Genomic DNA, 25,069 nt, shown 5'->3' on the forward strand with positions numbered 1-25,069 from the left:
GTCGGGGATGTGCCGACGCCCGCCGCTTCATTCCTCCTTCGGGGCGGGGGCCGCCGGAAGGTTCAGCTCGAAGCACGCTCCGGGCGTCTCCGGGGCGAGGGTGAGGGTGCCTCCGTGGCGCTGGGCCAGATCGCGGGCGATGGCGAGGCCCAGGCCGGCGCCGCCCTGGTCAGGGGAGCGGGCGTCGTCGAGCCGGACGAAGCGTTCGAAGATGCGCTCGGCGTCCTCGGGGGGCACGCCCGGTCCGTCGTCCCGCACCGTCAGGACGGCCCGGTCACCCTCACCGCGCACGGTGACCTCGATCCGGTTCCCGGCGTGGCGGACGGCGTTGTCGAGGAGGTTGCGCAGCAGCCGTTCGAACCCGTCGTGGTCGCCGCGGACGTGCACGGCGGCGCTGCCGTCGCAGGTGAGCGTCGACGGCCGGTCGTCGAGCGGGTACTGCTCGGTCAGCCGGGAGGCGAGGGCGCTCAGGTCGACGGTCCCGCTGTCGGCCTCGGGGGCGCGGGTGTCGAGGCGGGCGAGCAGCAGCAGGTCCTCGGCGAGTGCCTGGAGGCGGCGGGTCTGCCGTGCGGCGGTGGCGGCGGTGGCGGGCCAGTCGGCGCGTTCCGGGTAGGCGAGGGCGACCTCCAGGCTGGTCAGCAGGGTGGTGAGGGGGCTGCGCAGCTCGTGGGCCGCGTCGGCGACGAAGCGGCGCTGCTGGGCGGCGGCGGTGTCGAGGCGTTGCAGGGTGGTGTTGATGGTGGTGGCGAGAGCGGCGATCTCGTGACCGGAGGCGGGGACGGTGACGCGTTCGCGTGGGTCCTTGGCGTCGACCGAGGCGGTGAGGGTGCGGATCGCCTCGACCGGCCGCAGCGCGATGCGGACGGTGACGTAGGCGACGCCGGCGATCAGGACGACGCCGAGGAGGCCGGCGCGCAGCAACGTGCCGTCGGTGGCCGCGGCCATCGCCTCGGCCGTGTCCGGGAGGACCACCACGTAGACCCGCAGGGCGGCGTCGGCGGCGACGCCCAGGGCGGCGGCCTTGTCGCGGCCCAGGTCGGCGGCCCGGACGTCGAGGTAGAGGATCGTATAGGTCCGGCCGGCCAGGTAGGGGGCGTCGCCGCCCCCGTGGTCGTAGTCGGAGCGGTTCGGTATGCGCAGGGGCCGATAGGCGTACCCCCAGGCGTCGTCGTTCAGCACCAGGCCCGCGGGGTCGGAGGGGGCGGGCAGGACGTGGCGGGCACCGGAGTCGAAGGCGTCCATGCCTCCGCCGGCGGCCACGGCGCCGCTCCTGCCGGTCGCGACGACCTCGTAGGGCGCGGCGCTCCGGCGGCTGGGAACCGAGCCGTCCTCCACCTGATGGACGAGCGCGGCGAGGTGCTGCGCCGCCTGTCCGTGGACGGTGACCATGCTCTCGTCGTACACCTCCTCGTGCACCCACCAGCCGATGCCGGTCAGGACGACCGCGGCGGTCAGGGCGGCGGCCAGGGCCGCTCGGACCCGTACCGAACGGGGCCACCAGCGGCGGCGTCGGGGCTCAGTCGCGTTCACGGTCGTCCACCAATCGGTATCCGGTACCTCGTACCGTCTGCAGGGACCGCCGCTCGAAGGCGGCATCGATCTTCTTGCGGAGGGAACTGACGCGCGCCTCGACGAGGTTGGGGTCCAGGGCCTCGTCGGGCCACGCGTGGTGGAGCAGGTCCCACTTGGGCACGGCCTCACCCGCGCGGCGGGCCAGCAGTTCCAGCACGGCGAACTCCCGGGGGGTGAGGTCCACCCGGATTCCGGCCCGGCGGCAGACCCGGCCGGCGACGTCCAGTGACAGGTCGCCGACGGCGAGGACGGGCGGCGCGACCGTGGCGGAGCGCCGGACCAGCGCCCGCAGCCGTGCGACGAGCACCGGATAGGAGAAGGGCTTGGCGAGGTAGTCGTCGGCCCCCGTGTCCAGGGCCTCCGCCTGGTCCCACTCCCCGTCCTTGGCGGTGAGCACCAGAATGGGGGTCGCGTTGCCCTCCCGGCGCAACTGGGCGCACACCTTGTAGCCGTTGAGCCCGGGCAGCATCAAGTCCAGGACGATCAGCGCGTATTCGCCGGTCCGGGCCATCCACAGCCCCTGCCGGCCGTCGTGCGCCAGGTCGACGCCGTAGCCCTCCGCGGTCAGGCCGGCGCGCAGGGTGCGGGCGAGGTCCACCTCGTCTTCGACCACCAGTATCCGCATGCGGTGCAGCCTCGCACGGCTCCGGCCCACTTCCCTGACCGGCCGGTCAGGTTGGATCAGCAGGCCCCAACGGGGTCCGGGCACATGGTCTTTGGTGAACCTGCGCCCGTCGAGGTCCGTACGGTCCCCCGTCCGCCCCCGCCCTCCGGCCGTCGTCGGGTCCGGCCCCGGCCGTCGTCGTGCCGGCGCCCCCGGTGCCGGCCGTCGCCCTGGGGCTGTTGGGCATCACCAGGGAGAACGGTGTGTGGGGCGACGATCACCAGGCCGACTCCCCGGCGGCGGCCGATCAACGGGGGCGCCGTGGACAGCCGCCTCACCCGACCGGGCCACCGGGCGCGCGCCCGCACACACGGCCAGGCACAGTGGGTGCAACCGTCGACGAGCAGGGCCGTCAGCGCCTGTCCCCGGCGGGGACTCATCGGCCGGAAGACGTCGACACAGGAGTCCGTCGGGAGGGCCCCATGCACGACAAGTCGCTCAGCAAGATCGCCGGTCATCTCCTGCACCGGCGGGCGGGCGCCTCACGTCCCGCCCGGGACCGGTCGGACCGGACACGGTCGGTCTGGATGACGGGTTGGCCCTCCGGTTCGCCGACGACCGGGTGGACCCCGCCGAGGAGGCACGGCTCGCGGAGGAGGTCGCCGAGATCCTGCCTCTGGGCTGGTCGCTCACGACGAAGGCCAAGGAGCAGCTGCACACGGTCAGCGAACACCTCGGCGGCGAGGCCGGCCTGCTGGACTGGCTGGACCGTCACCCCGGTCTTCCGCGCCTGACCGCACGGCTGCAGGTGCTGACGGGCAGCCTCGACCGGTACAGCGAGGACACCGCGGTCGTCGAGATTCTGCGCTCGTCCCGAGCGGAAGAGCCGCTCCCGAGGAACTGAGGGGCATCCTGCCGCCGGAGACCGACGACGAGACGCTCAGCGACATCTCCTACCGCATCGACGAACTCCTCTTCGACCGGAACACGCAGGAGGCGGCACGACTCGCCCTGGCGACGACGGGCTGGCTGCGCGACGCCGTCCGGCGCACGGCCGCACCGGCTCCCGACATCGAGGAGATGGGCGATCTCATGGCGCATCTGCATCAGGACATCAGCGAGGCCCTCGCACCGCCCGCCGCCTGACCGGCGGCGCACGGCGGCTTCCCGGCCCGCCGCGGAGGCACGTCACCGTGCCGCGCCTCCGTGGCGGGCCGGGCGCCGCGAGGCACCGCGGCCGCGCGGGGCCGGGCCGGGCCGGGGAGAGCCGGTCGTGGCGAGTCACGGTCCGTCAAACCCGTGTCGTGTTCGATCGGGAAGCCTCCCGGCGTACCTCCGCCGACGCCCGGCGGCCCGGGGAAGACAGCGGGCCCCCGGGTGTCGGGCGGCGACATGACACGCCCAGCGGCGGCCGGCGGCCAGGGACCCCGGCCACGCGGGCCGGCCACGGCCGGTCGTGGACAGCCGCACGGCCCGTCAAACCCGTGTGGTGTTCGATCGCCGAAGCCCTCCGGCGTACCTCCGCCGACGTCCGGCGGCTCCGGAAAGGCAGCGCCGTACGTCGGACCGCGCTTCGGCCCGCCGGGCTCCGTCACCCGTCCCGCTGGTCGCGCAGAAGCCGCTGGATCTCGGCCACCCGGTCCTTGTCCCCGCTCGTCAGGGCGTCCAGGCGTTCGGCGGTGCGCAGATCGTAGGCGCGTTCCTCGTCCTGGCCCGGCACGGCGGAGTACTCCTCCTTCTCCGTGAAGCCGATGACGCTGTCGACGGCCTTGGCGATGAGCCACGTCAGGACGAAGGAGAACGCCGCGACGGCGAGGATGGCGACGATCTGCCGCCAGAGCAGGGAGAGGCCGCCGCCGTAGAAGAGGCCCTCCTTGCCGCTGACCTGGGCCGTGGCGAACAGGCCGACCATGAGCAGTCCGGTCAGGCCGCCCGCGCCGTGGACACCGACCACGTCGAGCGTGTCGTCCACGTTCAAGCGGTACTTGAGCATGACGGCGTACGCGCAGACCGCGCCCGCGACGAGACCGGTCACCAGCGCGCCGGTGGGGTCGATCTCACCGCACGCGGGGGTGATGGCCACCATGCCGGCCACCGCGCCCGAGCCCACCCCCATCATGGTGACCTTGCGGGTGCGCCAGTACTCCACGAGCGGCCAGGTGACCATGGCGCCGGCCGCGCCGAGCTGAGTGTTGATGAAGGCCGTGGCGGCGGTGCCGGTGTCACGGATCGCCGATCCGGCGTTGAAGCCGAGCCAGCCGAACCACAGCAGGGCCACACCGATCATGACCAGGGGGATGTTGTTGGGCGTCGGCTCCTTGCGCCGGAAGTCCCCCGAGCTCCTGACGACCAGGGCCGTGGCCAGTCCGGCGATGCCCGAGCTGAGTTCCACCGGCAACCCGCCGGCGAAGTCCAGCGCGCCCAGGTGTCTCGTGATCCAGCCGTCCTCCGTGTCGAACACCCAGTGCGCGGTCGGCACGTACACGATCAGCAGCCACAGCACCGAGAAGACCAGCCACCCCCGCATCGTCGCCCGGCCGGCGATGGATCCGCTGATCAGCGCCACCGTGATGATGGCGAAGCCCATCTGGAACGTCGCGAACACGTACGTGGGGATGGTTCCGGTCAGGGTGTTCGGCTCGATGCCGCGCAGGAAGGCGTGGTCCAGGTTGCCGATGAGCCCGACGCCCCCGACATCCGGGCCGAAGGCCAGCGAGTAACCGATCATGTACCACACGATGCTCACGAAGCACAGGGAGGCGAAGCTCATCTTGAGCATCACCAGGATGTGCTTGGTGCGGACCATGCCGCCGTAGAAGAAGGCGAGGGCGGGGGTCATCAGCAGCACCATGGCGGCCGCGGCGAGCATCCAGGCGGTGTCGCCGGAGTCGTAGGCGGGCGGCATGGGGGCGGGCGCGGTGATCACGGGCACGGTCCTCCTGGTCGCGTCGGGCGTGCTACTGCTTGCGCAGGTCGGGGGCGGGATGACCGATGAGCAGCCGCCGCACCGCGTCCCACGCGGTGCGGACGGCCGCCGCGGCACGGGGCTGTTCACGGGCGAGGATCCGCACCCACGCCCCGCAGTCGTCCGGCAGCACACTCGCCCCGTGCAGCACCTGGCTCTCCGTCAGGGCCCGGTGCAGGGTGTCGGCGATCTCGTCGGCGGGGCGCTGGCCGCTCACCACGAACAGCGAGGCGACATGGTCGTAACCGGCGAAGACGCCCGGCCCGGTCACCCCGCCGGGCCCTTCCGGCCGCAGTCGCAAGGTGTCCACCGCCAGCAGCGTCCCGTCGGGCCGCCGGATCTCCAGGTCGTTGCTGAGCACGGCGTACTCGTGCCGCTCCCCCCGGGCGATCCGGCCCGCTGTGACGGTCTCGCCGTAGACCACCGTGGCGTTCTCGTCGACGCTCAGGACCACGCTCTGGTGGAAGCGCGCCCCCGCGAAGGGGATCAGCGGATCGGGCAGGTACTCGACATAGGCGCCGTCGTCCGCGGTCAGGTGGACGCGCTGGGTCGCGTAGTCCTGCTCCATCCGGTAGACCTTCGTGGCGGCCTGGGTGGTGAACAGGGCTTGGGTGCCCGGGCCGCAACGCAGGTCCTGGCGGTACCGGTCCGCCTGCGCGATGCCGCCGCCGGTGGCCATCACGTAGGTGAACGCCATGCCGGGCAGCTCCGGGTCGACGTACAGCGGACGCATGATCTCCAGAGGTGACTTCTGGTACCGCTCGACCAGCTCCGTCCGGTCACCGCGCAGGGCGTATCCGAGGTCGAGGATGCCGACCTTGGCAGCGGAGCCCGGCCCGAGTGTCTCGGGCATCGCCGAGAACGCGGACAGTTCCGGCGGGAGCCGGACGGGCTCGTAGTACTCCGGCGCGAGCCGGTCTCGGACGGCCCGCACGTCAGACCAGCACCCTGCGCCGGGACTCGAGGAAGGCGGCGACCTCGTCGACCCCCTTGCCGGTCAGGCAGTCGGTCAGCACCACCGGCCCGTCGCCGCGCACCCGGTGGGCGTCGGACTCCATCACGCCGATGTCGGTGCGCACGTACCGGGCGATGTCGATCTTGTTGATCACCAGCAGGTCGGAGTCGGTGATGCCCGGCCCCCGCTTGCGCGGCATCTTCTCGCCCTCGGCGGTGTCCAGGACGAAGACGAACACGTCCACCAGGGCCGGACTGAAGGTGAGGGTCAGGTTGTCGCCCCCGCTCTCGTAGAGGAGGACGTCGATGTCGGGGTGACGTTCGAGCATCTCGGCGCCGGCCGCCAGGTTCATCGTCGGGTCGTCCCGCACGGCGGTGTGCGGGCAGGCTCCCGTCTCCACGCCCACGACACGGTCGCCCGCCAGTACCCCGTCGAGTGTGCGGCGGATGTGCTGGGCGTCCTCCTGGGTGTAGATGTCGTTGGTGATCACTCCGGGACGGTGGCCCTGTCCGATCATGATCGGGACGAGCGCCTCGACGAGGGCGGTCTTCCCCGATCCGACGGGGCCGCCGACGCCGACGCGCAGGACGTTGTCTCGCATGGTGTTCTCCTCCGGTCCAGGGGGTTCAGCTGGCGAACAGGCGGGCCTCGGCCCGCTCGTGACGTGCGGACATGACGTCCGCGGCGAAGGTGGTCGCTCCGAGGTCCTCCGGGCCGCGGGCCAGTGCCCGTCGTGTGGTCTCCTCGATGACCGGGGCCGTCCGCCGCAGCAGGACCTGGGCCAGGCGGTGGTCGGTCAGCCGCAGTCTCAGCGCCGCGCCGGCGAAGCTCGCGCAGAACGCGTACAGGTCGGCGGCGACGGCCTGGCGCACCGGTACCCCGGCCTCCGCGTACACGACCCCCGCGGCGACGGCCTGCGTGCCCGGTGCCCGACGGGCCGTCACCTCCCGGTGGTACGCGGCGACGCCGGCCGCGCCGAACACCTCGGCGGCGAGGTCCAGCAGCTGGCGTCCGGTCCGGGTGGCGGCCTGCCGCATCTCACGGTTGAGCTTCGTGGCGTGCAGCCGCCGGTCCGTCGCCGCCACCGCCTCCCAGTCCCCCGCCGTGGCGGCCCGGTGGGCCAGCGCCAGCGCGGTGGCGTCGGAGGGGCCCACGCCGTGCCGGAGGAGGTCGTGGAGCAGTACGGGCAGGGACTCGCGGTCGACGGCGCTCTCCTGGAGGAAGCCCTCGAGGCCGTGGGACAGGGTGTAGAACCCACTGGGGAACGCCGAGTCGGTCAGCTGCAGGCTGACCAGGAGGTGCCCCAGCCCTTGGTCGGGCTCCTCTGTGCCCCCGGCGGCCCCGCCCGCTGCGGCCGTCTCGGCGCTCTCGTCGTGGTACATGGGCTAGGCCAGGAAGAACAGCTGGTTGAGCGGGAGTTTCTGGGCGGGGTCGATGGTGACGACCTCCCCGTCGACGGTGACCTTGTACGTCTCCGGGTCGACCTCGATGCGCGGCACGGCGTCGTTGCGGACCATGTTGTGCTTGCCGATGGTGCGGGTCTTGCGCACCGGAAGCACCTTCCGCTCCAGGCCGAGCTTTCCGGGCACACCGGCCGCGATGCCGGCCTGCGACATGAAGGTGACGTGCGTCGCCTGCATGGCGCGTCCGTAGTGGCCGAACGACGGCCGGTAGTAGACGGGTTGCGGTGTGGGCAGCGAGGCGTTGGGATCGCCCATCTGGGCCCAGGAGATGATGCCGCCCTTGATGACCATCTTCGGCTTGGCGCCGAAGGAGTGCATCGGCCACAGGACGATGTCGGCGAGCTTGCCCGGCTCGATCGTGCCCACGTAGTCCGAGACACCGCTGGCGATGGCGGGGTTGACGGTGACCTTGGCCAGGTAGCGCAGGACGCGCTGGTTGTCGTTGCGCTCGGAGTCCTCGGGCAGCGGCCCGAACGCCTCCTTGCACACGTGCGCGATCTGGAAGGCGCGCGTGACGGACTCGCCGATGCGGCCCATGGCCTGGGAGTCGGACGAGATCATGCTGATGATGCCGCGGTCGTGCAGGACCGTCTCGGCCGCGATGGTCTCCGCCCGCACCCGGCTGTCCGCGAAGGCCACGTCCTCGGGGATGTCGTGGCTGAGGTGGTGGCACACCATCACCATGTCCAGCAGTTCGTCCACGGAGTTCTTGGTGTACGGCAGCGTGGGGTTGGTCGAGGACGGCAGGACGTTGGGCTCGCCGGTGACCCGCAGGATGTCGGGGGCGTGGCCGCCGCCCGCGCCCTCGCTGTGGAAGGTGTGGATCGTGCGGCCGTCGATCGCGGAACGGGTGTCCTCGAAGAAGCCGCCCTCGTTGAGCGTGTCGGTGTGGATCGCGATCTGGACGTCGTGCCGGTCGGCGACGGCCAGGGAGTTGTCGATGACGGCGGGCGTGGATCCCCAGTCCTCGTGGACCTTGAGGGCGGCGGCTCCGGCCTCGAGCTGCTCGTCCAGGGCTCCGGGCAGGCTGCAGTTGCCCTTGCCCATGATGCCGAGGTTGACCGGCAGGTCCTCGGCGGCCTGCAGCATGCGGGCGAGGTTGAAGGGGCCGGGGGTGCAGGTCGTGCCGTTGGTGCCGTCCGTCGGCCCGGTGCCGCCGCCGAACAGGGTGGTGATGCCGTTGCTGAGGGCCTGTTCGCACTGCTGGGGGGTGATGAGGTGGACGTGGGAGTCCATGGCCCCGGCGGTCGCGATGAGGTGCTCGCCGGCGATCACCTCCGTACCGGCGCCGATGACGAGACGGGGATCGACGGCGTCCTGGGTCTGCGGGTTGCCGGCCTTGCCGATGCCCGCGATGAAACCGTCCTTGACGCCGATGTCGCACTTGACCACACCGACCACCGGGTCCATGACCACGACGTTGGTGATCACCAGATCCAGCGCGCCCTGTGCTGCGGTGGCCTGCGGGTCTGAGGCCATGCCGTCGCGCATGGTCTTGCCACCGCCGTAGACCACCTCGTCACCGTACGAACCCTCGCGGAAGTCCTTCTCGACCTCGACGACGAGATTGGTGTCGGCCAGCCGGAACCGGTCGCCCACGGTGGGGCCGAACAGGTCGGCGTACTGCTTGCGGGAGAGGGTCGGCATGTCAGTGGGATCCCTTCTTCGTCTTCTTCCCGGCGCCGGACTTGCCCGGTGCCGCCTTGCCTGCCTCACCGCCGGAGTCGCCCCCCGGACCTTCCTGCCCCGCCCCGCGGAACCCCTGTCGCATCGCCCGCCCGACGGCCTCGACCCGGGCGGGGTGCGACCTCACGCTGCCGTTCAGGAGGCCGCTGAAGCCGTGGAGGCGCCCGGTGCCCGCGTAGGTGCACAGCTCCACCTCGTGGGTGCCGCCGGGCTCGAAGCGGACTGCGGTTCCGGCAGCGATGTTGAGGTGCATGCCGAGCGTGGCGTCGCGGTCGAACTCGAGCGCCGAGTTCACCTCGAAGAAGTGGTAGTCCGAACCGACCTGGACCGCCCGGTCGCCGGTGTTGCGGACGGTGACCTTGACGGTCCGCCGGCCGGCGTTGATCTCGATCGGGCCGTCACCGTACTGGTAGCGCGGGGGAAGGGTCATCGAAGGCTCCTGTGGAAGGGGAGGACATGATCGGCACCCCGGTGCGGGACGGCGTCAGTCCGGCGGGGCATGGCCGGGGCGCCGTCCGCAGGACGGTGGCCGTTGCGCGGGACCGCCGCGGCGCCCGCCGCGTGGGGGTGAGGGCCGTGGCCGTGCGGGGGCGTCTCGTGGTCGTGGGAGTGCACGCCGTGCGGCCCGACGGTGCCGGGGGGCTCGTGTGTGTGGCCGCCCGGTCCGTGGCTGTGGGCGTGACCGTGGTCGTGGGCCGCCGTGAGCGCCCGGGTCAGGCCGTCGTCCCCGAATCGGTGGTGCCGCTCCCACGCGTCGCGTACGCGCGCCTCGACGACGCCGGCCACGGCGGGCGCGGGAAGCAGCGGCCCGCCCCGCTCGCAGTGCCCGCAGCCGGGTACCTCCGGTGTCACCCACGCGGCGGGGAGCAGGACGACGTGCCCCGCGCCGAGGGCGCGGCAGCGCCGCACGCCCTCGGCCGGGTCCGGATCGCCGCCGATCAGGGCGGTCTCGACCGTGCGGTGCCGGCCGTACTGCCGTACCAGGCGCGCGATCCGGAAGAGGTCCGCGTCAACGAACGGGTCGCCCGACGGCGCGGTGACCAGCAGCGCCTTGTCGTCGGCCACCCGGGCGGCCGCGGCGCGGAGCCAGCCGACCAGGTGGTCCGCGGTGCCGAAGGGCGCGGCCAGGACGGTTCCGGCGCGGTCCTCCGCGGAGAGGGCCAGCAGGGTGCGGGCGGTGTCGGCCACCAGTTCGGGGTCTCTTCCCAGGGTCATCGGCACGACGCAGACGGACGCGCCCCGGGCGCGCGACGCGCGGACGCACCGCAGCAGTTCGCGCCCGCCGGACACACAGGGAACCCGGGGGTCCAGGAGGCCGCGCAGGGCCCGTCCGCCGTCGCTCTCGTGTCCGCCGACCGCGACCACCTCGTCCGGAGTCACGGCTCAGCCGCCGACCGGGTCGTGGCAGGAGACGAGCTTGTTGCCGTCGTCGAAGGTCGCCTCCACCTGGAGCAGCGGCAGCATCTCCCGCACGCCGGGCATGGTGTCGTCCTCGCCGAGCACGGTGCGGCCCAGCTCCATGCAGTCGGCGACGGTCTTCCCGTCCCTGGCCGCCTCGAGGATGGCCTCGGTGATGAGCGCGACCGACTCGCTGTAGTTGAGCTTGAGTCCGCGCTCACGGCGTTTGCGGGCCAGGTCGGCCACGACGTACACCAGCAGTTTGTCGATCTCTCGGGGGGCAAGGTTCACGGTGGTGGCGCCTTCCTCGGTCTGGATGCGGATGCGGGCCCGGCTCTCGAGAGCCGGGCGGGCCTCATGAGTCGTCGGTCAGTCGGGTGATGCGCGGCAGGAGCGGCACGGCCGCCAGCAGCACCCAGGTCGTGATGTTGAACGGCCAGGTGAAGGTGTGGCTGCCGAACGTCTCGAAGAGGACCGACAGAGAGGCGGTGAGCGCGGTGCTGGCGGCGGCCGCCAGCACGGTGAAGCCGTGGTTCCAGGCGGTGGGACGCAACAGGACGACACCGAACGCCAGGCTCGTCAGGACGGCGTTGTAGCCGTAGATCCCTTCACCGATCAGTGCGGCGGGTGCGCCGAGCGCCCACGCCGTGAGCAGGCCCACGACGCTGCCCACCACGGTGAACACACCGACCTTCCAGCCGGCCAGGAAGAGGCCGACCAGCATGATCAGGCCCACGTACCAGGTCCCGGCGAAGAAGATCTGGGACACGTTCGCGAAGAAGCCCTGCCACAGGTCGGTCCAGCTGACGACCGGGCTCCTGGGAGTCGCCGGGGTGACGGCCGTCGCCGGCGTCCCGTGCCAGACGCGTTCGAACGAAGGGGCTCCCAGAACCATCACGAGGGCGACGAGGCAGAACGGCCCGGTGAACGCCCGTAGTCCGAACGGGTTGAGCAGGTGGTTGAGGGTCGCGGTGACGAGAGTGCACGCGACGGCGGCGGCCACCGCCATGACGTACGTCGACGGGTGGTTGCCGAGGTAGACCACCATCGCGATGGCACCCAGCACTCCGCAGTAGGTCATCAGGCCCTGGCTCAGGGTGTCGCGGGGGACCGCCAGGAGGCGTGCGGTGACGGTCGACACCACCGCGCCGATGACGGCGAAGAGCCCCATCTCCCAGCTCTCCACCCACAGGGCGGCCAGGATGACCAGCGAGGTCGGGACAGCGGCCTGGAAGTCGACCTGGCCCACCCCCCGCAGGGCACCGAGGGCGGTGTCCTTGAGGGATCCCCGCATGGAGGCGGTGGCAGCCTCGTTCACGTGGGAAGCCACGCGCACTCCTTCACCGGGCGGGACGGGTGATCCGTCCGGCGCCACATCGTCAGGCAAGAACTAATGTGACGATATGCACCTTATGGGAGACACACATCTCCACCCCCACCCGGACCACACGCCTGGCTCAAGGTGGCCCGTCGTCGCGGTCGTTGCGGCAGGCGGGGCGGTGGGTGCCCTGCTGCGCTATGTCGCTTCCCGCCTGTGGCGCAACGGCAGCGACGCCCATGCGATCTGGCGGACCGGTGAGGCGGCCTTCCCCTGGACGACCCTGGTGGTCAACGCCGTCGGCTGTTTCCTCATGGGAGTACTGACCGTCGCACTGAAGGAGCGGTTCACCCATGCCTCCCGGCTGGTCAACCCCTTCCTGGGCACCGGAGTCCTCGGTGGTTTCACCACGTTCTCGTCCTACACGGACGACACCCGCCGGCTGTTCGAGAACGACCAGCCGGCCACCGCCCTCGGTTACCTCGTCCTGACCGTGGCCGGTGCGCTGGCCGGTGTGGCCCTCGGCGTGGCCCTGACCCGCGCCGCCCTCATGCGTGCGCGGCACGCGGGGACCGGCCCCGGGGGGACCTCCTGATGGGTGAGTGGCTCCTGGTCCTCGCCGGCGGGGCGATCGGCGCCCCGGCCCGTTACCTGATCGGCGAATCGGCCCGCAGGTCTCTGCCGTCCGCCTTCCACTGGGGGACCTTCCTCGCCAACATGGCGGCATCCCTGCTCCTGGGCTTCCTGGTCGAGGCCGGCACCGACGGCGCGCTCGGCGCCGACGGGCAGGCGCTGCTCTCCGTGGGATTCTGCGGCGCACTGTCGACCTGGTCCACGTTCTCCAACGAGCTCCTGGCGATGGCAGACGCCCGACGGACGGCCCAGGCCGCCGGTTACCTGCTGGTGACGGTCGCCCTCGGGCTCGCCCTGTCCTTCGCGGGCGGTGCGCTCGCCCAGGCCCTGTGGTGATCACTGCGGTCACCCGGGCCGCCCGGCGGCGGCGCACCGCGCTGCCCGCGCTCGACCGGTGGCGTGCCGTCCGCTCGACGCTGGCCTTCGGCGCCTGCCTCACCGTCGTCACGGCGGTCGCCGGGATCCACTACGGGGTGTTCGCCGCGATCGGCTGCTACGTCGACGCCTACGGCACCCGGGACCCCTATCCTCGACGCGGCCCCGTCCTCGCGCTGCTCTGCGCGGGTCTCGTCCTGGCGTTCGCGGCGGGCTCGCTGGCCGCCGGAGACGTGTGGGCGATGACGGCGGTGCTCGCCGTCGTCGCGGCGGCGGCCACCCTGTTCGTCCACACGCTCCGCCTGAGCGGACCCGGCAGCTACTTCGTCGTCCTGGTCTCGGCCCTGGCCGCCTTCCTGCCTCCGGTGAGCCTCACGGAGACGGCGGCCCGGGCCGGGTTCGTCGCCGTCGGCGCGTCCGTGTCCTGGCTGTCCGCCATGTCGGGCCGGCTCGTACGGCCGTACGCCCCCGAGGAGCGCTCGGTCTCGGCCGCACTGAGGTCGGTCGCGGCGTTCACGGCCGCCGTCGGGCAGCCGCGGGGCGACACCTCCGCCGCACAACGGAGCGCCTGCACGGCGGTGCACGCCGCGTGGGCGGCGCTCGACGACACCCGAGGCCGCGCCGCACCGGCCCTTCGGCGGCAGGAACTGGACGCCCTCATGGTCCGCCTGGAGACCGTGCTGGACGCGGTGCAGAACGCGGCGGAGCGGGGCGGCCCCCCGGTACCGGCCGCGTGGGCCCCCGGACTCCGGCAGGCGGCGGCCGAGGTGCGAGCGGGCCGGACGCCGGGCTCCTGGCCCGCCGGCCCGGGTGAGGAAGGCGCCCCCTCGCCGGGCGGCACCGCCGACTGTTCACCACCCTCCCCACCGTCGTCCTCACGGCCACGCCCGCGGCCCTCGCACGCGCCCCGGCCGGCGCCGCTGCCCCCGCGCCGCAGCATCGGCGCCGAACTGCGGCAGGCGCTGTCGTCGACCTCACCCGCCCCGACCATCGCCCTGCGGGTCGGGCTCGCCGTCGCGGTCGCCACCGTCCTGGGCTGGGCGCTCCCGCTCCTGCACCCGGCGTGGGTGGCCGTCGGAGCGGCCGCGTCGCTCCAGGGCGGGCCCGGCCGGCAGCCCTCGCAGCGCGCCGGCGCCCGGTTCGTCGGGACGGTCGCGGGGGTGGCCGTCACGGTCCTGCTGGCGCAGGTCTACCAGCCCGGTGAATGGGCCACCGTGATCATGGTCACGGTCTTTCACGGCGTCTCGCGGGCCCTGCCCCCCAGCGCCCTCCTCCTGCGCACCCTGCTCAACACCCCGGTCGCCCTGCTGCTCGTCAACGCAGTCTTCCCGGGGCCCGGTCTGGGACCGCTCGCCGCCTACCGGCTGCTCGACCTCACCCTCGGCATGTGTCTCGGCATGGCGGCGGCCCTGCTGGTACGCGGTGTGCCGCGACGCCGGGTGTGCGCCGCCGTCTCGGCCGCCGTGGGGGCGACCGGCCCGGCCCTCGCGATACGTCTGCGGACGGGAACGCCCCATGCCGCGTCCGGAGGGACCGCCTGGCGGCGGACGGGCGACCTGTGGACCATGCACGCCTCGGTGCCCGCCGAGGAGATCCGTTCGACCGATACGGCCGACCGGCTCTGGCCGGCACTGCTGGCGGTCCGCCGCCTCCTGGCCTGGAACCTTCTCGCCGGACCCGCGGCTCCCGCTCCCGACGACGGCGCACGGGTCGGCGGCTTCCTCCACGCCCTGGCCGAGGCGGCACGCACGGACCTGCCCGGTTCCGCCCGCATCGGCTCCGCGCTCTCCCACTCCCCCCGGACGCCGTCCCCGGCTCACGACCCCGACCTGCACCGGAGACTGACGGCGCTTCGATCGGCCCTCGAGCACGCCGCGCTCCCGTCGCCCGGCACGAAGCCGCCGGCGGACGGGGGTTGAACCGCGCCCTCCGGGCACCGCCCCACGAGGACGCGCAGGACTCGCCTCGCCCCCGGTACGGAGAAGGTCCTCATGCGCCCGTCCGGCTCGCCGCCCTCGCTGCGCGGGTCAGCGCGGGCTCCTCCGGGGCTTCAAGGGCGTGGTCGGCAGCTGCGGTGCCGGCAGCGGATCGCCGTCGTAGCCGTGGACCTCGCCGAAACGCGTCCCCGTCGTCCAGTCCTCACGGGCGCGGACGATGTCCTCGTGGGTGCGGCCGATGAAGTTCCACCACATGATGATCTCCTCCCCGAAGGGCGGACCGCCCAGGAGGATCAGGCGGGCCGTGCCGGCTCCCCGGTTGGTGAGGGTGAGGGCGGAGCGGCCCGGGGCGGTGTAGCCGAGTTCGGCGCGGTCCACCGCGGTGCCCTCGACAAGGACGTCGCCGGCGTCGACGAGGACGCCGTGCTCGAAGGCGGGGTCGACGTCGAGCACCAGCCGGGCACCCGGGGAGACGGTCAGTTCGGCGCCCAGCAGTGGGGTGAAGGTGCGTACCGGTGAGGTGACGCCCGCGAGCGAGCCGAGGAAGACGCGTGCCTCGCCGCCGCCCAGCGCGACCGGTTCGGGGACATGGTGCTGGAAGTCCCGTGCGGTGTCCCGGTGTTCGTCGGGGAGAGCAACCCACAGCTGGACACCGTGCAGGGTCGTGGTGTCCGGCGTCGACACCTCCGAGTGGCTGATGCCGTGACCGCCGGTCATCAGGTTCAGCTCGCCGGGCCGGACGTAGGCGTGACTGCCCAGACTGTCGCGGTGTTCGATCTCCCCGCTGAACAGCCAGCTGACCGTCTGCAGACCGGTGTGCGGGTGCGGGGCGACGTCCATCCCGCCGGTGGCGGCGACGTCCTCGGGGCCGTAGTGGTCGGCGAAGCACCAGGCACCGACGAGCGAGCGCGCCCGCTGCGGAAGGGTGCGCCGCACGCGCATGGCACGCGGTCCGCCGAGCGGCACGTCACGTGCCGTGAGGATCTCGACCTCCCCCGGGAAGTCCGCGTCCGTCCCGCCGCCGCACCTGACCTCCGCGGGGCGTGTCTCCGTGTTGCTCATGCCGCGTGCCTCCCACCGAGGACGTTCGAGAGTGAAAAGAAGTTCGATATTCAACATTCATGGACGACTATAGGCCGTCGCCCGGGAAATCGCTCGCGGAACAGGATCTCCCGGGCGCCCGGGACCCCTCACGACCCGGCCCGCACCGGCCTGCGCAGCAGGTAGCCGGCCGCCATGACGATCAGGACGGCCATGCAGGCGATGAACACCAGCCCCGCGTTCTCCAGCCCCAGGGGTTCCGACAGCAGGCCCACGCCGATGACCGGGACCGAGATGCCGGTGTACGCCACGACGAACAGCGACGAGATCACCGCCGCCCGCCGGTCCGCCGGGGACGCCGCGCCCACCGCGGACAGTGCCCCGCGGAACGCCAGACCCTGCCCGAAGCCGCCGACCAGCGCGCTCAGTACCACCAGCGCCAACTGGTCCCAGTAGAGGGCCCCCGCGAGCAGCGCGAGGCCGGTGAGCAGAACGGCGCAGCCCAGCGGCAGCGACCGGCTCACGCCCACCCGGCCGACGGCCGTCTGTCCGGCGATCGACGCGAAGAACGCCGCCGCCACGACCGTGCCGCTCACCGCGTGGTCGGTCACACCCAGGGACTCCGCGAGGAAGGCGGGGCTGACGGAGGTGAACACGCCGAAGAGGGCGAAGCCCACGAACGAGGCCGTCGCCGCCGCTCCGAACACCGGGCGCACCTGTGCGGGCACCCCCGGCCGCTGCGGCCGTACCGTCCTCAGCGGGCGCAGGTCCCGTACGGTCTCCGGCAGCCGCAGCAGCACCGCCACCGAGCAGACCACCAGGGCCAGATGGACGGCGAACGGCAGGTACAGCGGCCCGGCGGCGTACTCGGCGAGCACCCCGGCGAGCAGCGGGCCGCAGCCGAGCCCGCCCATGTTGACGGCGGTGGCGACGAACGTCGCCCGGGAGGCGCGGCCGGGCGGGGCCGCCTCCATGACGTAGGCGGTGGCGGCGCCGGTGAACAGTCCGGCCGACAGGCCCGACAGCAGCCGCCCGGCGTACAGCCAGCCCAGGCCGGTGGCGAGGAGGAAGCAGACCGCGCTCGCGGCCGAGCAGGCCAGTCCCCACAGCAGGACCGGGCGTCTGCCCACGGCGTCCGAGGCGTTGCCCGCGAGCAGCAGGACGCCGATGACCGCGAAGGCGTAGACCGCGTACACCACGGTGACCGTCAGCTCGGAGAAGCCGAACTTGTCCTGGTACAGGGGGTACAGCGGGGTCGGGAGCGTGGTCCCGGCCATGCACACCGCGAACACCGCGCCGCCGAGCAGGCACGCGCGCCATCCGAGCCGGTCACCGGTCATGCCATGACGCTAGCCGCGCACCGGCCGGAGGCCCCCCTCACCACGCCACCGGCGTGAGCACCCGAACGCAATTTTGCATGCCGTGCATTTTTGCATAGCATGCATTTCATGACGGGGAAGGACACCGCGGGTGGCGGACTGCGGGAGCGTAAGAAGCGCGCCACGCGTGCCGCGCTCACGGAGGCGGCGGTGCGACTGGCCGCCGAGCAGGGGGCGGACCAGGTCACGGTCGAGGCGATCAGCGCCGCGGCCGGCGTGTCCGTGCGGACCTTCTTCAACTACTTCGACTCACGCGACGACGCCTTCGTCGTCGTGGACGCCGACGCGAGCGAGCGGGTGCGCCGGTCGCTCCTCGCCGCGCCGCCCGGCCTCTCGTCGCTGGAGGCGCTGCGCGAGGCGCTCGCCACCGAACTGCGCGAGGCGGAACGGCAGCACGAACTGTGGAGCCTGCACGCCCGGGTGCTGCGGGCCTCCCCGCACCTCCTGGTGCGCAACCTCGGCGCCCAGATGGCCGACGAGACGGGCCTCGCCGAGGCGATCGCCGCGCGCATCCGGGCCGGCGGCCGGGCCGGTGAGACCCCCGCCCCGCCCGAGGACGGCGTGGACCGTGCCGCCCCGGGCCTCTACCCACGGCTGCTCGCCGCGGTGGCCGGCGCGGCGGTGCGGGTGAGCGTGCAGCACTGGTGCGAACGGCCCGACGACGCCGCCTTCGCCGACGTGTTCCACGAGGTGTTCGCGCTGCTCGCCGCCGGACTGCCGACCCCGGCCCGGTAGGCGCCGGACCCTTCGCCGGCCGGGCCCCTCGCGGCGGCCCCGGCCCTCCCCCACTCCCGCCCCGCCCGGGGCGCGATCCCGCTTTCACCACCGATCCCGTGAGAGAGACGACCGTGACCGCAACACAGGCGCCCGACGCGGCGCCACCCGCCGCCATGACCAACCGGCAGATACTCCAGGCCATGTCCGGGCTGATGGCCGGCATGTTCGTGGCGATCCTGGCGGGCACCGTCGTGGCCAACGCACTGCCCACCATCATCGCCGACCTGGGGGCGAGCCAGTCCTCCTACACCTGGGTCGTCACCGCCGAGCTGCTGGCCATGACGGCGACCGTGCCGCTCTGGGGCAAGCTGTCCGACCTGTTCAACAAGAAGCTGCTGCTCCAGCTGTCGCTGGGCATGTTCGTCGTGGGCTCGCTGCTGGCGGGCTTCTCCCACGGCGTCGATCTGCTCATCTTCAGCCGCGTCGTGCAGGGTATCGGCGCGGGCGGTCTGACCGCACTGGCCCAGGTCGTCATGGCGGCGATCATCCCGCCCCGCCGGCTCGGCAAGTACGCCGGCATCTTCGGCGCCGTGTTCGCCATCGGCACCGTCGCCGGACCGCTGGTCGGCGGCCTGCTGGTGGACACCTCCTGGCTCGGCTGGCGCTGGTGCTTCTTCATCGGCGTGCCGTTCGCGCTGCTCGCCATCGCGCTGCTGCAGCGCACCCTGCGGCTGCCCGTGGTGGCCCGCCGCGAGGCGAAGATCGACTTCCTGGGCGCCTTCCTCATCGTGGCGGGTGTCTGCGCGCTGCTGATCTGGGTGACCCTGGCGGGCAACGAGTTCGACTGGGTCTCCTGGCAGACCGCCGCCCTCACCGGCGCCGGCGTGCTGCTGCTGGCCGCCGCGGTGTTCGTCGAGGCGCGGACGGCCGAGCCGGTCATCCCGCTGGGCATCTTCCGCAACCGCACCGTCACCCTCACCACCGTCGCCAGCCTGCTGGTCGGTGTCGCCATGTTCGGCGGCACGGTGTTCCTCTCGCAGTACTTCCAGGTCTCCCTGGGCAAGTCCCCCACCGTGGCCGGCCTGATGAGCCTGCCGATGATCCTCGGCCTGCTGGTCTCCTCGACCGTCGCCGGCCAGATCATCAGCAAGACCGGCGTGTGGAAGCGCTACCTGGTGGCCGGCGCGGTCATCATGACCGTCGGCCTCGGGCTGCTCGCGACCATCGACGCGGACACCTCCTTCACCCTGCTCAGCGCCTACATGGCGGTGCTCGGCGTCGGCGTCGGCATGCTGATGCAGAACCTGGTGCTGGCCGCCCAGAACGACGTGCCGGCCAGTGAGCTGGGCGCCGCGACGTCCGTGCTGTCGTTCTTCCGCAGCATGGGCGGCACCATCGGCACCAGCGTCCTCGGCGCCATCCTCGCCAACCGGGTCGCCTCCGAGATGACCAAGGGCCTGGACGCCGCGGGCATCCCCTCCGGCGACGGCGGCGGTGAGAGCAGCGTGCCGGACATGAGCACCCTGCCCGAGCCGGTGCGGCAGATCGTCGAGCACGCCTACGGCGTCGCCACGGCCGACCTGTTCCTCATCGCCACGCCCTGCGCGCTGCTGGCCCTGATCACCGTGGTCTTCATCAAGGAGAAGCCGCTGAAGACGACCAGCGGCATGGAGCGCCTCGCCGAGGAGGCGGGCGACAAGACCGTCGTCGGGAGCTGAATCCCGTAGCGCACGAGAAGCGAGCGCCCCGCGGCCCGCACGGCCGGGGGGCGCTCCCTTCTGTCCGCGGAACGGGGCGGGTCACTGGCCGCCGAGGCCCGTCGTCGCCACCGACTTCACGATGTGGCGCTGGAAGAAGACGAACACCAGCACCAGGGGCAGTGCGGCCAGCACCGACGACGCCATCGTCTGGGCGTAGTTGACGCCGTAGGCGTCCTTCACCGCGGTGATGCCGACCGGCAGGGTCATCAGCGCCGGGTCGGAGGTCGACACGAACGGCCACAGGAAGTTGTTCCACGCCCCGATGAACACGAAGATCGACACCGCGGCGAGCATCGGGCGGGACAACGGCAGCATCACCGACCAGAAGATCCGCGCGTGCCCGGCGCCGTCGAGCCGGGCCGCCTCCTCCAGTTCGCGGGGGATGGTGTCGAAGTGCTTCTTCAGGATGAACACCATCACCGGGGCGACGGTCTGCGGCAGGATCACCGCAGCGTAGGTGTCCACCAGGTTCAGCGTCAGCATCTGCTGGAACCACGGGACGATCAGCATCTGCGGCGGGACGAGCATCGACGCGACCGTCAGCGCGAACAGCCCGCGGCGCCCCTTGAACAGGGTGCGGGAGAAGGCGTAGCCCGCCGCCGCCGACACGGCGACCGTGACGATCGTGACGGCCGCGGCGACGAAGAAGCTGTTCCACATCCACAGCGGCAGGTCGCCGCGCTCGACGACGGTGCGGAAGCCGTCGAGGGTGAAGCCGCCCTGCGGCCAGAACCAGTGCAGGGGGTCGCTGGCGTCCTGTTCGGACTTGAACGCCGTGAGCACCGCCCACGCCATCGGCAGCAGCCAGGTCAGGGCCAGCACCGCGAGGACCGCCAGGGCCAGGACGCGGGCCGTCCGGCCGGCGCCGAGGGTGAGGTTCGGGCCCCGCCCGCCGGCCGGCCGGGCGCGGCGGGAGGCGGGGAGCGGGGAGACCGTGCGGCGCGCGGGCCGTGTCCCGAGGTCTACGGAGGTCATGTCACTTCTCCCTGCGGCGGAAGGCGGCGAACTGCGCGGCGGAGACGAGGACGACGAGGGCGAAGAAGACATAGCTGATGGCCGAGGCGTAGCCGAGCCGGTAACCGGTGAAGCCCATGTCGTAGAGGTATTCGACGACGGGGCGGGTGGAGCCGTCGGGCCCGCCCTTGGTCAGCAGGTACACCTGGTCGAAGACCTTCAGCGAGGCGAGGATCTGGAGCACCGTGACCACGCCGGTCATGCGGCGCAGCTGGGGCAGCGTGACGTGCCACAGCCGGCGCCAGGCACCCGCCCCGTCCAGTGCCGCCGCCTCGTAGAGGTGGTCGGGCACGGCCTGGAGCGCCGCCAGGAACAGCAGGAAGTTGAAGCCGACGGTCCACCACAGGGTGGCGATGACGACGGCGTACAGGGCGACGTCCTTGTCGCTCAGCCACGCGAACCCGTCCAGGCCCATCGCCTGGAGCAGATGGTTGTAGAGTCCGAGGTCCGGCTGGTACAGCCAGCCCCACAGCAGGCCGATGACACCGACCGGCAGCAGGTAGGGGGCGAAGAAGGCCAGGCGCCACACCCACTGGCCGGGCAGCCCGGTGTGCACCAGGAGCGCCATGCCGAGGGCGACGGCCACCAGGGGCACCGTGGAGACCACGGTGAACCACACGGTGTTGCCGACCGCCTGCCACATCCCGGCGTCGCCGAGGGCCTCCGCGTAGTTGTCCAGTCCGACGAAGGACGGGTCGTGCGCGGACAGGGAGGTGTCGGTGAGGCTCATCCACGCGCCCTGGACCAGGGGCCAGACCATGAACAGGGCGAACAGGACGAGGAACGGCAGGGCGAAGAGCAGGCCCGGCGGGACGAGCCGGCGCGCGGCCGCGCCGAGGCCCTGGGCCCTGTCGCCGGCGGGCGCCCGGTCCGGCGATGCGAGTGGGGTGGACATCTGCTGCCTCCTTCGCGGCGGTTCAGGCCGGACTGGGCTGGGACAGGGCGGTGTTGACGCGCTCGACCATGGCCCGGGCCGCGCGGTCGGGCGCGAGGCCGTCGAGCAGGGCCTGCTGGAGCACCTGGGACATGGCGTTCTGGAAGTCGGAGCCCGCGCCGGCGAACCACACGGGCGGGTCGAGCACCACGTGGTCGGCTGCCACGACGTACCGGGCCTGCGGTTCCAGACGGGCGTATTGACGGGTGCGGGTCACCGGCCGGTACGCCGGGATGTGGCCGGCCTTCGCCCAGGTCTGGCCGGCCTTGAGGATGGCGGCCACCGCCCGGTGGGTGCGCCTGCGGTGCGCCTCGTCCGGGTCGGGGCGGCGCGGCAGGACGAAGGAGTGGGAGTCGGCGTAGACCGCGGGGGTGCCGAACACCGTGGGGAAGGAGGCGGCTCCGATGTCGGGGTCGGCGCCGCGGAAGGTGCCGAGTTCCCACTCGCCGGAGAGGATCATGCCGGTCTGCCGGTTGGTGAAGTTGGCCAGCGCGGCCGGGTAGTCGAGGCGGTGGGGGTTGGCGCGGCCGTCGACGAGCTTGCGCATGAAGGCGATGACCTCGGTCATGGCGTCGACGTCGGCGGTGACGGTGCCGCCGACGGGCAGCTCGAGGTCGTTGCCGGTCTGCCGGTAGAGACCGTAGAACAGCCGCCAGCACTGCGCGGTGTCGTTGACGTAGCCGAAGGCGATGCCCTGTTCGCCGGTGGCGCGGGCCAGTTCGCGGCCCGCCTCCAGGAAGCGCTCCGGGCTGGAGAAGGCGTCCTGGTCCAGGTCGCCGTCGGCGGTGAGCAGTCCGGCCTCGCGGACGGGTCCCGGGTGGAAGAACACGATGAACGGGTGGGTGTCCAGGGGCACGGCGTACGTCCGGTCGCGGTACAGGGTGCGCTGCCACACCGCGTCGGCGAAGTCCTCCTCGCGGATGCCGAACTCGGCGAGCAGGCTCGTGTCCCAGGGGTCGAGCAGGCCCAGCGGGGCGTAGCCGGCCAGGCGTGACATGTGACAGACGGCGACGTCCGGTCCGCGCCCGCCGGCCGAGGCCATGGCGAGCTTGGTGTAGTACGGCGTGCCCCATTCCAGGACGGTCCGGTCGACTCCGGTGCCGCCCATGTCGGGCGCCGCGATGTCGATCAGCTCGTCGAGCAGCGCACCGTCGGCCCCGCTGAACAGGTCCCACATGCGCACGGTGTCGGGGTCCGAGGCCGCGGCGGCCCCGCAGCCGGCCAGGGCGCCGCCGCCGAGGAGGGCGGCGGCGGAGGCCAGCGACGCGCGGAGCACACCGCGCCGGGACGGTGCGGCGCGTCCGCTCTCCGGCCGGGCGGAGGCGGCTCGTGGGCCTGGCAGGTCGTCCATGACGCTACCTTTCTTTCTCCATCGATGTACATCACCGGGTACGCCGGCACCGGCGCGTGGTGCGGGAAGCCGGTCGGCGGGTTCCTCCGGCCGGGCGGGACGTCGTCAGCGGGTGGACTCGGCGGCCGCGGGGCGCTGCTGGGCGCGGCGCAGCACGGCGGTGTCGAACTTCTCGGCGCGGTCGAAGCCGTAGACGCCGTTGCGTTCCTGGAAGACGTCGGTGAGCTGGGTGTAGCAGTAGCCGAACATGTCCGGGTCGTCGAGCAGGACGTCGACCAGACCGGTGAAGCGGGCGAGGAACTCCTCGGCGCTGCGCGGGCGTTCGCCGTAGCCCCAGGACGACTCGGTCTCGTCTCCGGCTGCGGTGGCGGCGGCTTCCGCGTCCCACCAGATGCCGCCGAACTCGCTGCAGAAGTACGGCTGTCCGCGGTACGGAACCGACCAGGGGCGGCCGTCGGGGCCGGTGTTGACGTAGGGGCGGTCCTCGGCGAGGCCCGCCATGGTCCTGGCGAACGCCTGCGGGTCCTGCTCGTAGCAGTGGGAGTCGTAGACGTCGGTCTCCGCCACGCGGTGGGCGTAGCCGGAGGCGTCGATCACCGGACGGCTGGGGTCGGCCTGCTTGGTGGCCAGGAACATCGCCCGGGTGACGTCGTCGAGCTGGGTGATGCGGTCGTGCAGGTGCTGGTAGGTCTCGTTCAGCGGGCACCAGCCGATGATCGACGGGTGCGAGTGGTCGCGTTCCAGGGCCTCCAGCCACTGGGCGACGTAACTGGCGTCGGGGCGCTGGTTGTCGTCGCGCACGCCGGTCTCGCAGCCCCAGTCGCCGAACTCGCCCCACACCAGGTAGCCGAGCCGGTCGGCGTGGTAGAGGTAGCGCTCCTCGAACACCTTCTGGTGCAGCCGGGCGCCGTTGAAGCCGGCCCGCAGCCCGAGTTCGATGTCGCGGACCAGGTCGGCGTCGGTGGGCGCGGTCATCAGGCCGTCGGGGTAGTAGCCCTGGTCGAGGACGAGCCGCTGGAACACCGGTTCGCCGTTGATCAGGACCCGCTTGCCGTGCAGGGCGACCGACCTCATGCCCGCGTACGACGTGGCCTCGTCGACCACCGCGCCGTCGGCGTCGAGGAGTTGCAGGCGCAGGTCGTACAGGTGCGGGTCGGCCGTCGACCAGGTGCGCAGCCGGTCCTCGGGGACGGCCAGGACCAGGCGGGGGCACAGGTCGAGGTCGGCGCGGGCGGAGGCGGTGACCACCTCGCCCTCGCTGTCGCCGAGCACCGCGCGCACCTCGTGGCCGGGGAGGTTGCCGGTGACCGGGAGGTCGAGGTGGAAGGAGCCCGAGCCGAGGTCGGGGGTGATGCGCGGGCGCTTGAGGCGGGCGGCGGCCGGGACGGGCTCCAGCCACACCGTCTGCCAGATCCCGGTGGTGCGGGTGTAGTGGCAGTGCGTGTTGGCGTACCAGGTGGCCTGCTTGCCGCGGGCCTGGGGGCCGTGGCGGGAGTCGCGGGCGCGGACCACGATCACGGCCTCGTCGCCGGGTCCGGCCACGCCGCGCAGGTCGGCGGTGAAGGGGGTGAAGCCGCCGCGGTGGCGGGCCACCTCGGTGCCGTTGACCCAGACGGTGGCGTCGTGGTCCACGGCCCCGAAGTGCAGCAGCACCTCGTTGCCGGCCCACTCGGCCGGGACGGTCACCGTGCGGCGGTACCAGACGGCCTCCATGAAGTCCGTGTCGCCGATCCCGGACAGCTCGGACTCCGGGCAGAAGGGCACGACGATCTCACCGGAGAGGTCACGGCCGAGCAGGCCCCGCTCCAGTCCGCTGTCCCCGCGGTCGGTCTCGAACTGCCAGCGGCCGTTGAGGTTCAGCCACGCCTCGCGGGCGAACTGGGGCCGGGGGTACTCCGGACGCGGGGGGTCCAGGGGCAGGGGCGTGCTCATGCTGCTCCTCGTCACTGCGGGTGCGCTGCGTACAG

At 72.5% G+C, this 25,069-nt stretch carries 23 protein-coding genes; 6 read left to right on the forward strand and 17 right to left on the reverse strand.

Annotated elements, in window-relative coordinates:
• Nucleotides 1–27 precede the first annotated feature (27 nt).
• A complete protein-coding gene (locus F3L20_RS20395; protein WP_150155587.1) occupies nt 28–1,530 on the reverse strand; it encodes a sensor histidine kinase in 1,503 nt (500 codons plus the stop codon).
• Nucleotides 1,517–2,197 (reverse strand): response regulator transcription factor, encoded by a 681-nt coding sequence (locus tag F3L20_RS20400; RefSeq protein ID WP_150155588.1) that lies wholly within the window; start codon nt 2,195–2,197, stop codon nt 1,517–1,519. The genes F3L20_RS20395 and F3L20_RS20400 overlap by 14 nt, the downstream gene beginning before the upstream one ends.
• 574 nt (nt 2,198–2,771) lie before the next feature.
• Between F3L20_RS20400 and F3L20_RS34840 the strand changes: the two genes are divergently transcribed.
• Nucleotides 2,772–3,080 (forward strand): hypothetical protein, encoded by a 309-nt coding sequence (locus F3L20_RS34840; protein WP_240810716.1) that lies wholly within the window; start codon nt 2,772–2,774, stop codon nt 3,078–3,080.
• Between the two features lie 687 nt (nt 3,081–3,767).
• Here the strand turns inward: F3L20_RS34840 and F3L20_RS20410 are convergent.
• The 9 genes from F3L20_RS20410 to F3L20_RS20450 form a co-directional block, all read right to left on the reverse strand.
• Nucleotides 3,768–5,102 (reverse strand): ammonium transporter, encoded by a 1,335-nt coding sequence (locus F3L20_RS20410; RefSeq protein WP_150155589.1) that lies wholly within the window; start codon nt 5,100–5,102, stop codon nt 3,768–3,770.
• A 31-nt stretch (nt 5,103–5,133) separates the two neighbouring features.
• Nucleotides 5,134–6,075 (reverse strand): urease accessory protein UreD, encoded by a 942-nt coding sequence (locus F3L20_RS20415; protein ID WP_150155590.1) that lies wholly within the window; start codon nt 6,073–6,075, stop codon nt 5,134–5,136.
• Between the two features lies 1 nt (nt 6,076).
• On the reverse strand, nt 6,077–6,697 hold the full coding sequence (gene ureG / locus F3L20_RS20420) for an urease accessory protein UreG (protein WP_150155591.1): 621 nt from the start codon (nt 6,695–6,697) through the stop codon (nt 6,077–6,079).
• 25 nt (nt 6,698–6,722) lie between these two features.
• Nucleotides 6,723–7,478, reverse strand: a complete 756-nt coding sequence (locus tag F3L20_RS20425; protein ID WP_150155592.1) for an urease accessory protein UreF — start codon at nt 7,476–7,478, stop codon at nt 6,723–6,725.
• Between the two features lie 3 nt (nt 7,479–7,481).
• A complete protein-coding gene (gene ureC / locus F3L20_RS20430) occupies nt 7,482–9,206 on the reverse strand; it encodes an urease subunit alpha (protein WP_150155593.1) in 1,725 nt (574 codons plus the stop codon).
• A gap of 1 nt (nt 9,207) precedes the next feature.
• The gene (locus F3L20_RS20435; RefSeq protein ID WP_150155594.1) at nt 9,208–9,675 is read right to left on the reverse strand and encodes an urease subunit beta; all 468 of its coding nucleotides are present in this window, start codon (nt 9,673–9,675) and stop codon (nt 9,208–9,210) included.
• Entirely contained in the window at nt 9,672–10,625 is a 954-nt protein-coding gene (locus tag F3L20_RS20440; RefSeq protein WP_150155595.1) for a sirohydrochlorin chelatase, read from the reverse strand. Before F3L20_RS20440 ends, F3L20_RS20435 begins: the two co-directional genes overlap by 4 nt.
• Before the next feature lie 3 nt (nt 10,626–10,628).
• Nucleotides 10,629–10,934: an urease subunit gamma gene (locus F3L20_RS20445; protein ID WP_150155596.1), complete on the reverse strand. Its 306-nt coding sequence runs from the start codon at nt 10,932–10,934 to the stop codon at nt 10,629–10,631.
• A gap of 64 nt (nt 10,935–10,998) precedes the next feature.
• Nucleotides 10,999–11,973, reverse strand: coding sequence for an urea transporter (locus tag F3L20_RS20450; RefSeq protein ID WP_150155597.1), 975 nt, complete (start codon nt 11,971–11,973; stop codon nt 10,999–11,001).
• Nucleotides 11,974–12,046: 73 nt separating this feature from the next.
• Between F3L20_RS20450 and F3L20_RS20455 the strand changes: the two genes are divergently transcribed.
• The 3 genes from F3L20_RS20455 to F3L20_RS20465 are packed head-to-tail and all read left to right on the forward strand — an operon-like array spanning nt 12,047 to nt 14,888.
• A complete protein-coding gene (locus tag F3L20_RS20455; protein WP_150155598.1) occupies nt 12,047–12,556 on the forward strand; it encodes a fluoride efflux transporter FluC in 510 nt (169 codons plus the stop codon).
• The gene (locus F3L20_RS20460) at nt 12,556–12,930 is read left to right on the forward strand and encodes a fluoride efflux transporter FluC (RefSeq protein ID WP_145828312.1); all 375 of its coding nucleotides are present in this window, start codon (nt 12,556–12,558) and stop codon (nt 12,928–12,930) included. Before F3L20_RS20455 ends, F3L20_RS20460 begins: the two co-directional genes overlap by 1 nt.
• On the forward strand, nt 12,924–14,888 hold the full coding sequence (locus tag F3L20_RS20465; RefSeq protein WP_150155599.1) for an FUSC family protein: 1,965 nt from the start codon (nt 12,924–12,926) through the stop codon (nt 14,886–14,888). The genes F3L20_RS20460 and F3L20_RS20465 overlap by 7 nt, the downstream gene beginning before the upstream one ends.
• A gap of 108 nt (nt 14,889–14,996) precedes the next feature.
• Here the strand turns inward: F3L20_RS20465 and F3L20_RS20470 are convergent, their stop codons facing one another.
• Together F3L20_RS20470 and F3L20_RS20475 are read right to left on the reverse strand one after the other, a co-directional pair.
• Complete coding sequence (locus F3L20_RS20470; protein ID WP_150155600.1) at nt 14,997–15,968, reverse strand: pirin family protein; 972 nt, start codon at nt 15,966–15,968, stop codon at nt 14,997–14,999.
• A gap of 128 nt (nt 15,969–16,096) precedes the next feature.
• Nucleotides 16,097–17,287 carry an MFS transporter gene (locus F3L20_RS20475; protein ID WP_150155601.1) on the reverse strand — a complete coding sequence of 397 codons (1,191 nt, stop codon included), beginning with the start codon at nt 17,285–17,287 and terminating at the stop codon, nt 16,097–16,099.
• Between the two features lie 99 nt (nt 17,288–17,386).
• Here F3L20_RS20475 and F3L20_RS20480 point away from each other — a divergent pair, with 99 nt between their 5' ends.
• Together F3L20_RS20480 and F3L20_RS20485 are read left to right on the forward strand one after the other, a co-directional pair.
• The gene (locus tag F3L20_RS20480; protein ID WP_150155602.1) at nt 17,387–18,061 is read left to right on the forward strand and encodes a TetR/AcrR family transcriptional regulator; all 675 of its coding nucleotides are present in this window, start codon (nt 17,387–17,389) and stop codon (nt 18,059–18,061) included.
• A gap of 155 nt (nt 18,062–18,216) precedes the next feature.
• Nucleotides 18,217–19,761: an MDR family MFS transporter gene (locus tag F3L20_RS20485; protein WP_382681647.1), complete on the forward strand. Its 1,545-nt coding sequence runs from the start codon at nt 18,217–18,219 to the stop codon at nt 19,759–19,761.
• Nucleotides 19,762–19,842: 81 nt separating this feature from the next.
• On the opposite strand, the gene F3L20_RS20490 is transcribed toward F3L20_RS20485, so the two are convergent.
• The 4 genes from F3L20_RS20490 to F3L20_RS20505 form a co-directional block, all read right to left on the reverse strand.
• Nucleotides 19,843–20,778, reverse strand: a complete 936-nt coding sequence (locus F3L20_RS20490) for a carbohydrate ABC transporter permease (protein ID WP_150155604.1) — start codon at nt 20,776–20,778, stop codon at nt 19,843–19,845.
• A 1-nt stretch (nt 20,779) separates the two neighbouring features.
• Nucleotides 20,780–21,712, reverse strand: a complete 933-nt coding sequence (locus F3L20_RS20495; protein WP_150155605.1) for a carbohydrate ABC transporter permease — start codon at nt 21,710–21,712, stop codon at nt 20,780–20,782.
• Nucleotides 21,713–21,734: 22 nt separating this feature from the next.
• Entirely contained in the window at nt 21,735–23,102 is a 1,368-nt protein-coding gene (locus tag F3L20_RS20500; protein ID WP_167534569.1) for an extracellular solute-binding protein, read from the reverse strand.
• 105 nt (nt 23,103–23,207) lie between these two features.
• Nucleotides 23,208–25,034 carry a glycoside hydrolase family 2 protein gene (locus F3L20_RS20505; RefSeq protein ID WP_150155606.1) on the reverse strand — a complete coding sequence of 609 codons (1,827 nt, stop codon included), beginning with the start codon at nt 25,032–25,034 and terminating at the stop codon, nt 23,208–23,210.
• Between the last annotated feature and the right edge of the window lie 35 nt (nt 25,035–25,069).

It is taken from the genome of Streptomyces tendae (assembly GCF_008632955.1).
Lineage (GTDB): Bacteria > Actinomycetota > Actinomycetes > Streptomycetales > Streptomycetaceae > Streptomyces.

Bases quoted from the DNA above. Each gene is read 5' to 3' on its own strand.
- F3L20_RS20435 (WP_150155594.1), bottom strand. From the start codon at position 9,675: ATGACCCTTCCCCCGCGCTACCAGTACGGTGACGGCCCGATCGAGATC.
- F3L20_RS20485 (WP_382681647.1), top strand. From the start codon at position 18,217: ATGACCAACCGGCAGATACTCCAGGCCATGTCCGGGCTGATGGCCGGC.
- F3L20_RS20400 (WP_150155588.1), bottom strand. From the start codon at position 2,197: ATGCGGATACTGGTGGTCGAAGACGAGGTGGACCTCGCCCGCACCCTG.
- F3L20_RS20495 (WP_150155605.1), bottom strand. From the start codon at position 21,712: ATGTCCACCCCACTCGCATCGCCGGACCGGGCGCCCGCCGGCGACAGG.
- F3L20_RS20475 (WP_150155601.1), bottom strand. From the start codon at position 17,287: ATGACCGGTGACCGGCTCGGATGGCGCGCGTGCCTGCTCGGCGGCGCG.
- F3L20_RS20500 (WP_167534569.1), bottom strand. From the start codon at position 23,102: ATGGACGACCTGCCAGGCCCACGAGCCGCCTCCGCCCGGCCGGAGAGC.
- ureG (WP_150155591.1), bottom strand. From the start codon at position 6,697: ATGCGAGACAACGTCCTGCGCGTCGGCGTCGGCGGCCCCGTCGGATCG.
- F3L20_RS20480 (WP_150155602.1), top strand. From the start codon at position 17,387: ATGCATTTCATGACGGGGAAGGACACCGCGGGTGGCGGACTGCGGGAG.
- F3L20_RS20505 (WP_150155606.1), bottom strand. From the start codon at position 25,034: ATGAGCACGCCCCTGCCCCTGGACCCCCCGCGTCCGGAGTACCCCCGG.
- F3L20_RS20455 (WP_150155598.1), top strand. From the start codon at position 12,047: ATGCACCTTATGGGAGACACACATCTCCACCCCCACCCGGACCACACG.
- ureC (WP_150155593.1), bottom strand. From the start codon at position 9,206: ATGCCGACCCTCTCCCGCAAGCAGTACGCCGACCTGTTCGGCCCCACC.
- F3L20_RS20470 (WP_150155600.1), bottom strand. From the start codon at position 15,968: ATGAGCAACACGGAGACACGCCCCGCGGAGGTCAGGTGCGGCGGCGGG.
- F3L20_RS20460 (WP_145828312.1), top strand. From the start codon at position 12,556: ATGGGTGAGTGGCTCCTGGTCCTCGCCGGCGGGGCGATCGGCGCCCCG.
- F3L20_RS20490 (WP_150155604.1), bottom strand. From the start codon at position 20,778: ATGACCTCCGTAGACCTCGGGACACGGCCCGCGCGCCGCACGGTCTCC.
- F3L20_RS20425 (WP_150155592.1), bottom strand. From the start codon at position 7,478: ATGTACCACGACGAGAGCGCCGAGACGGCCGCAGCGGGCGGGGCCGCC.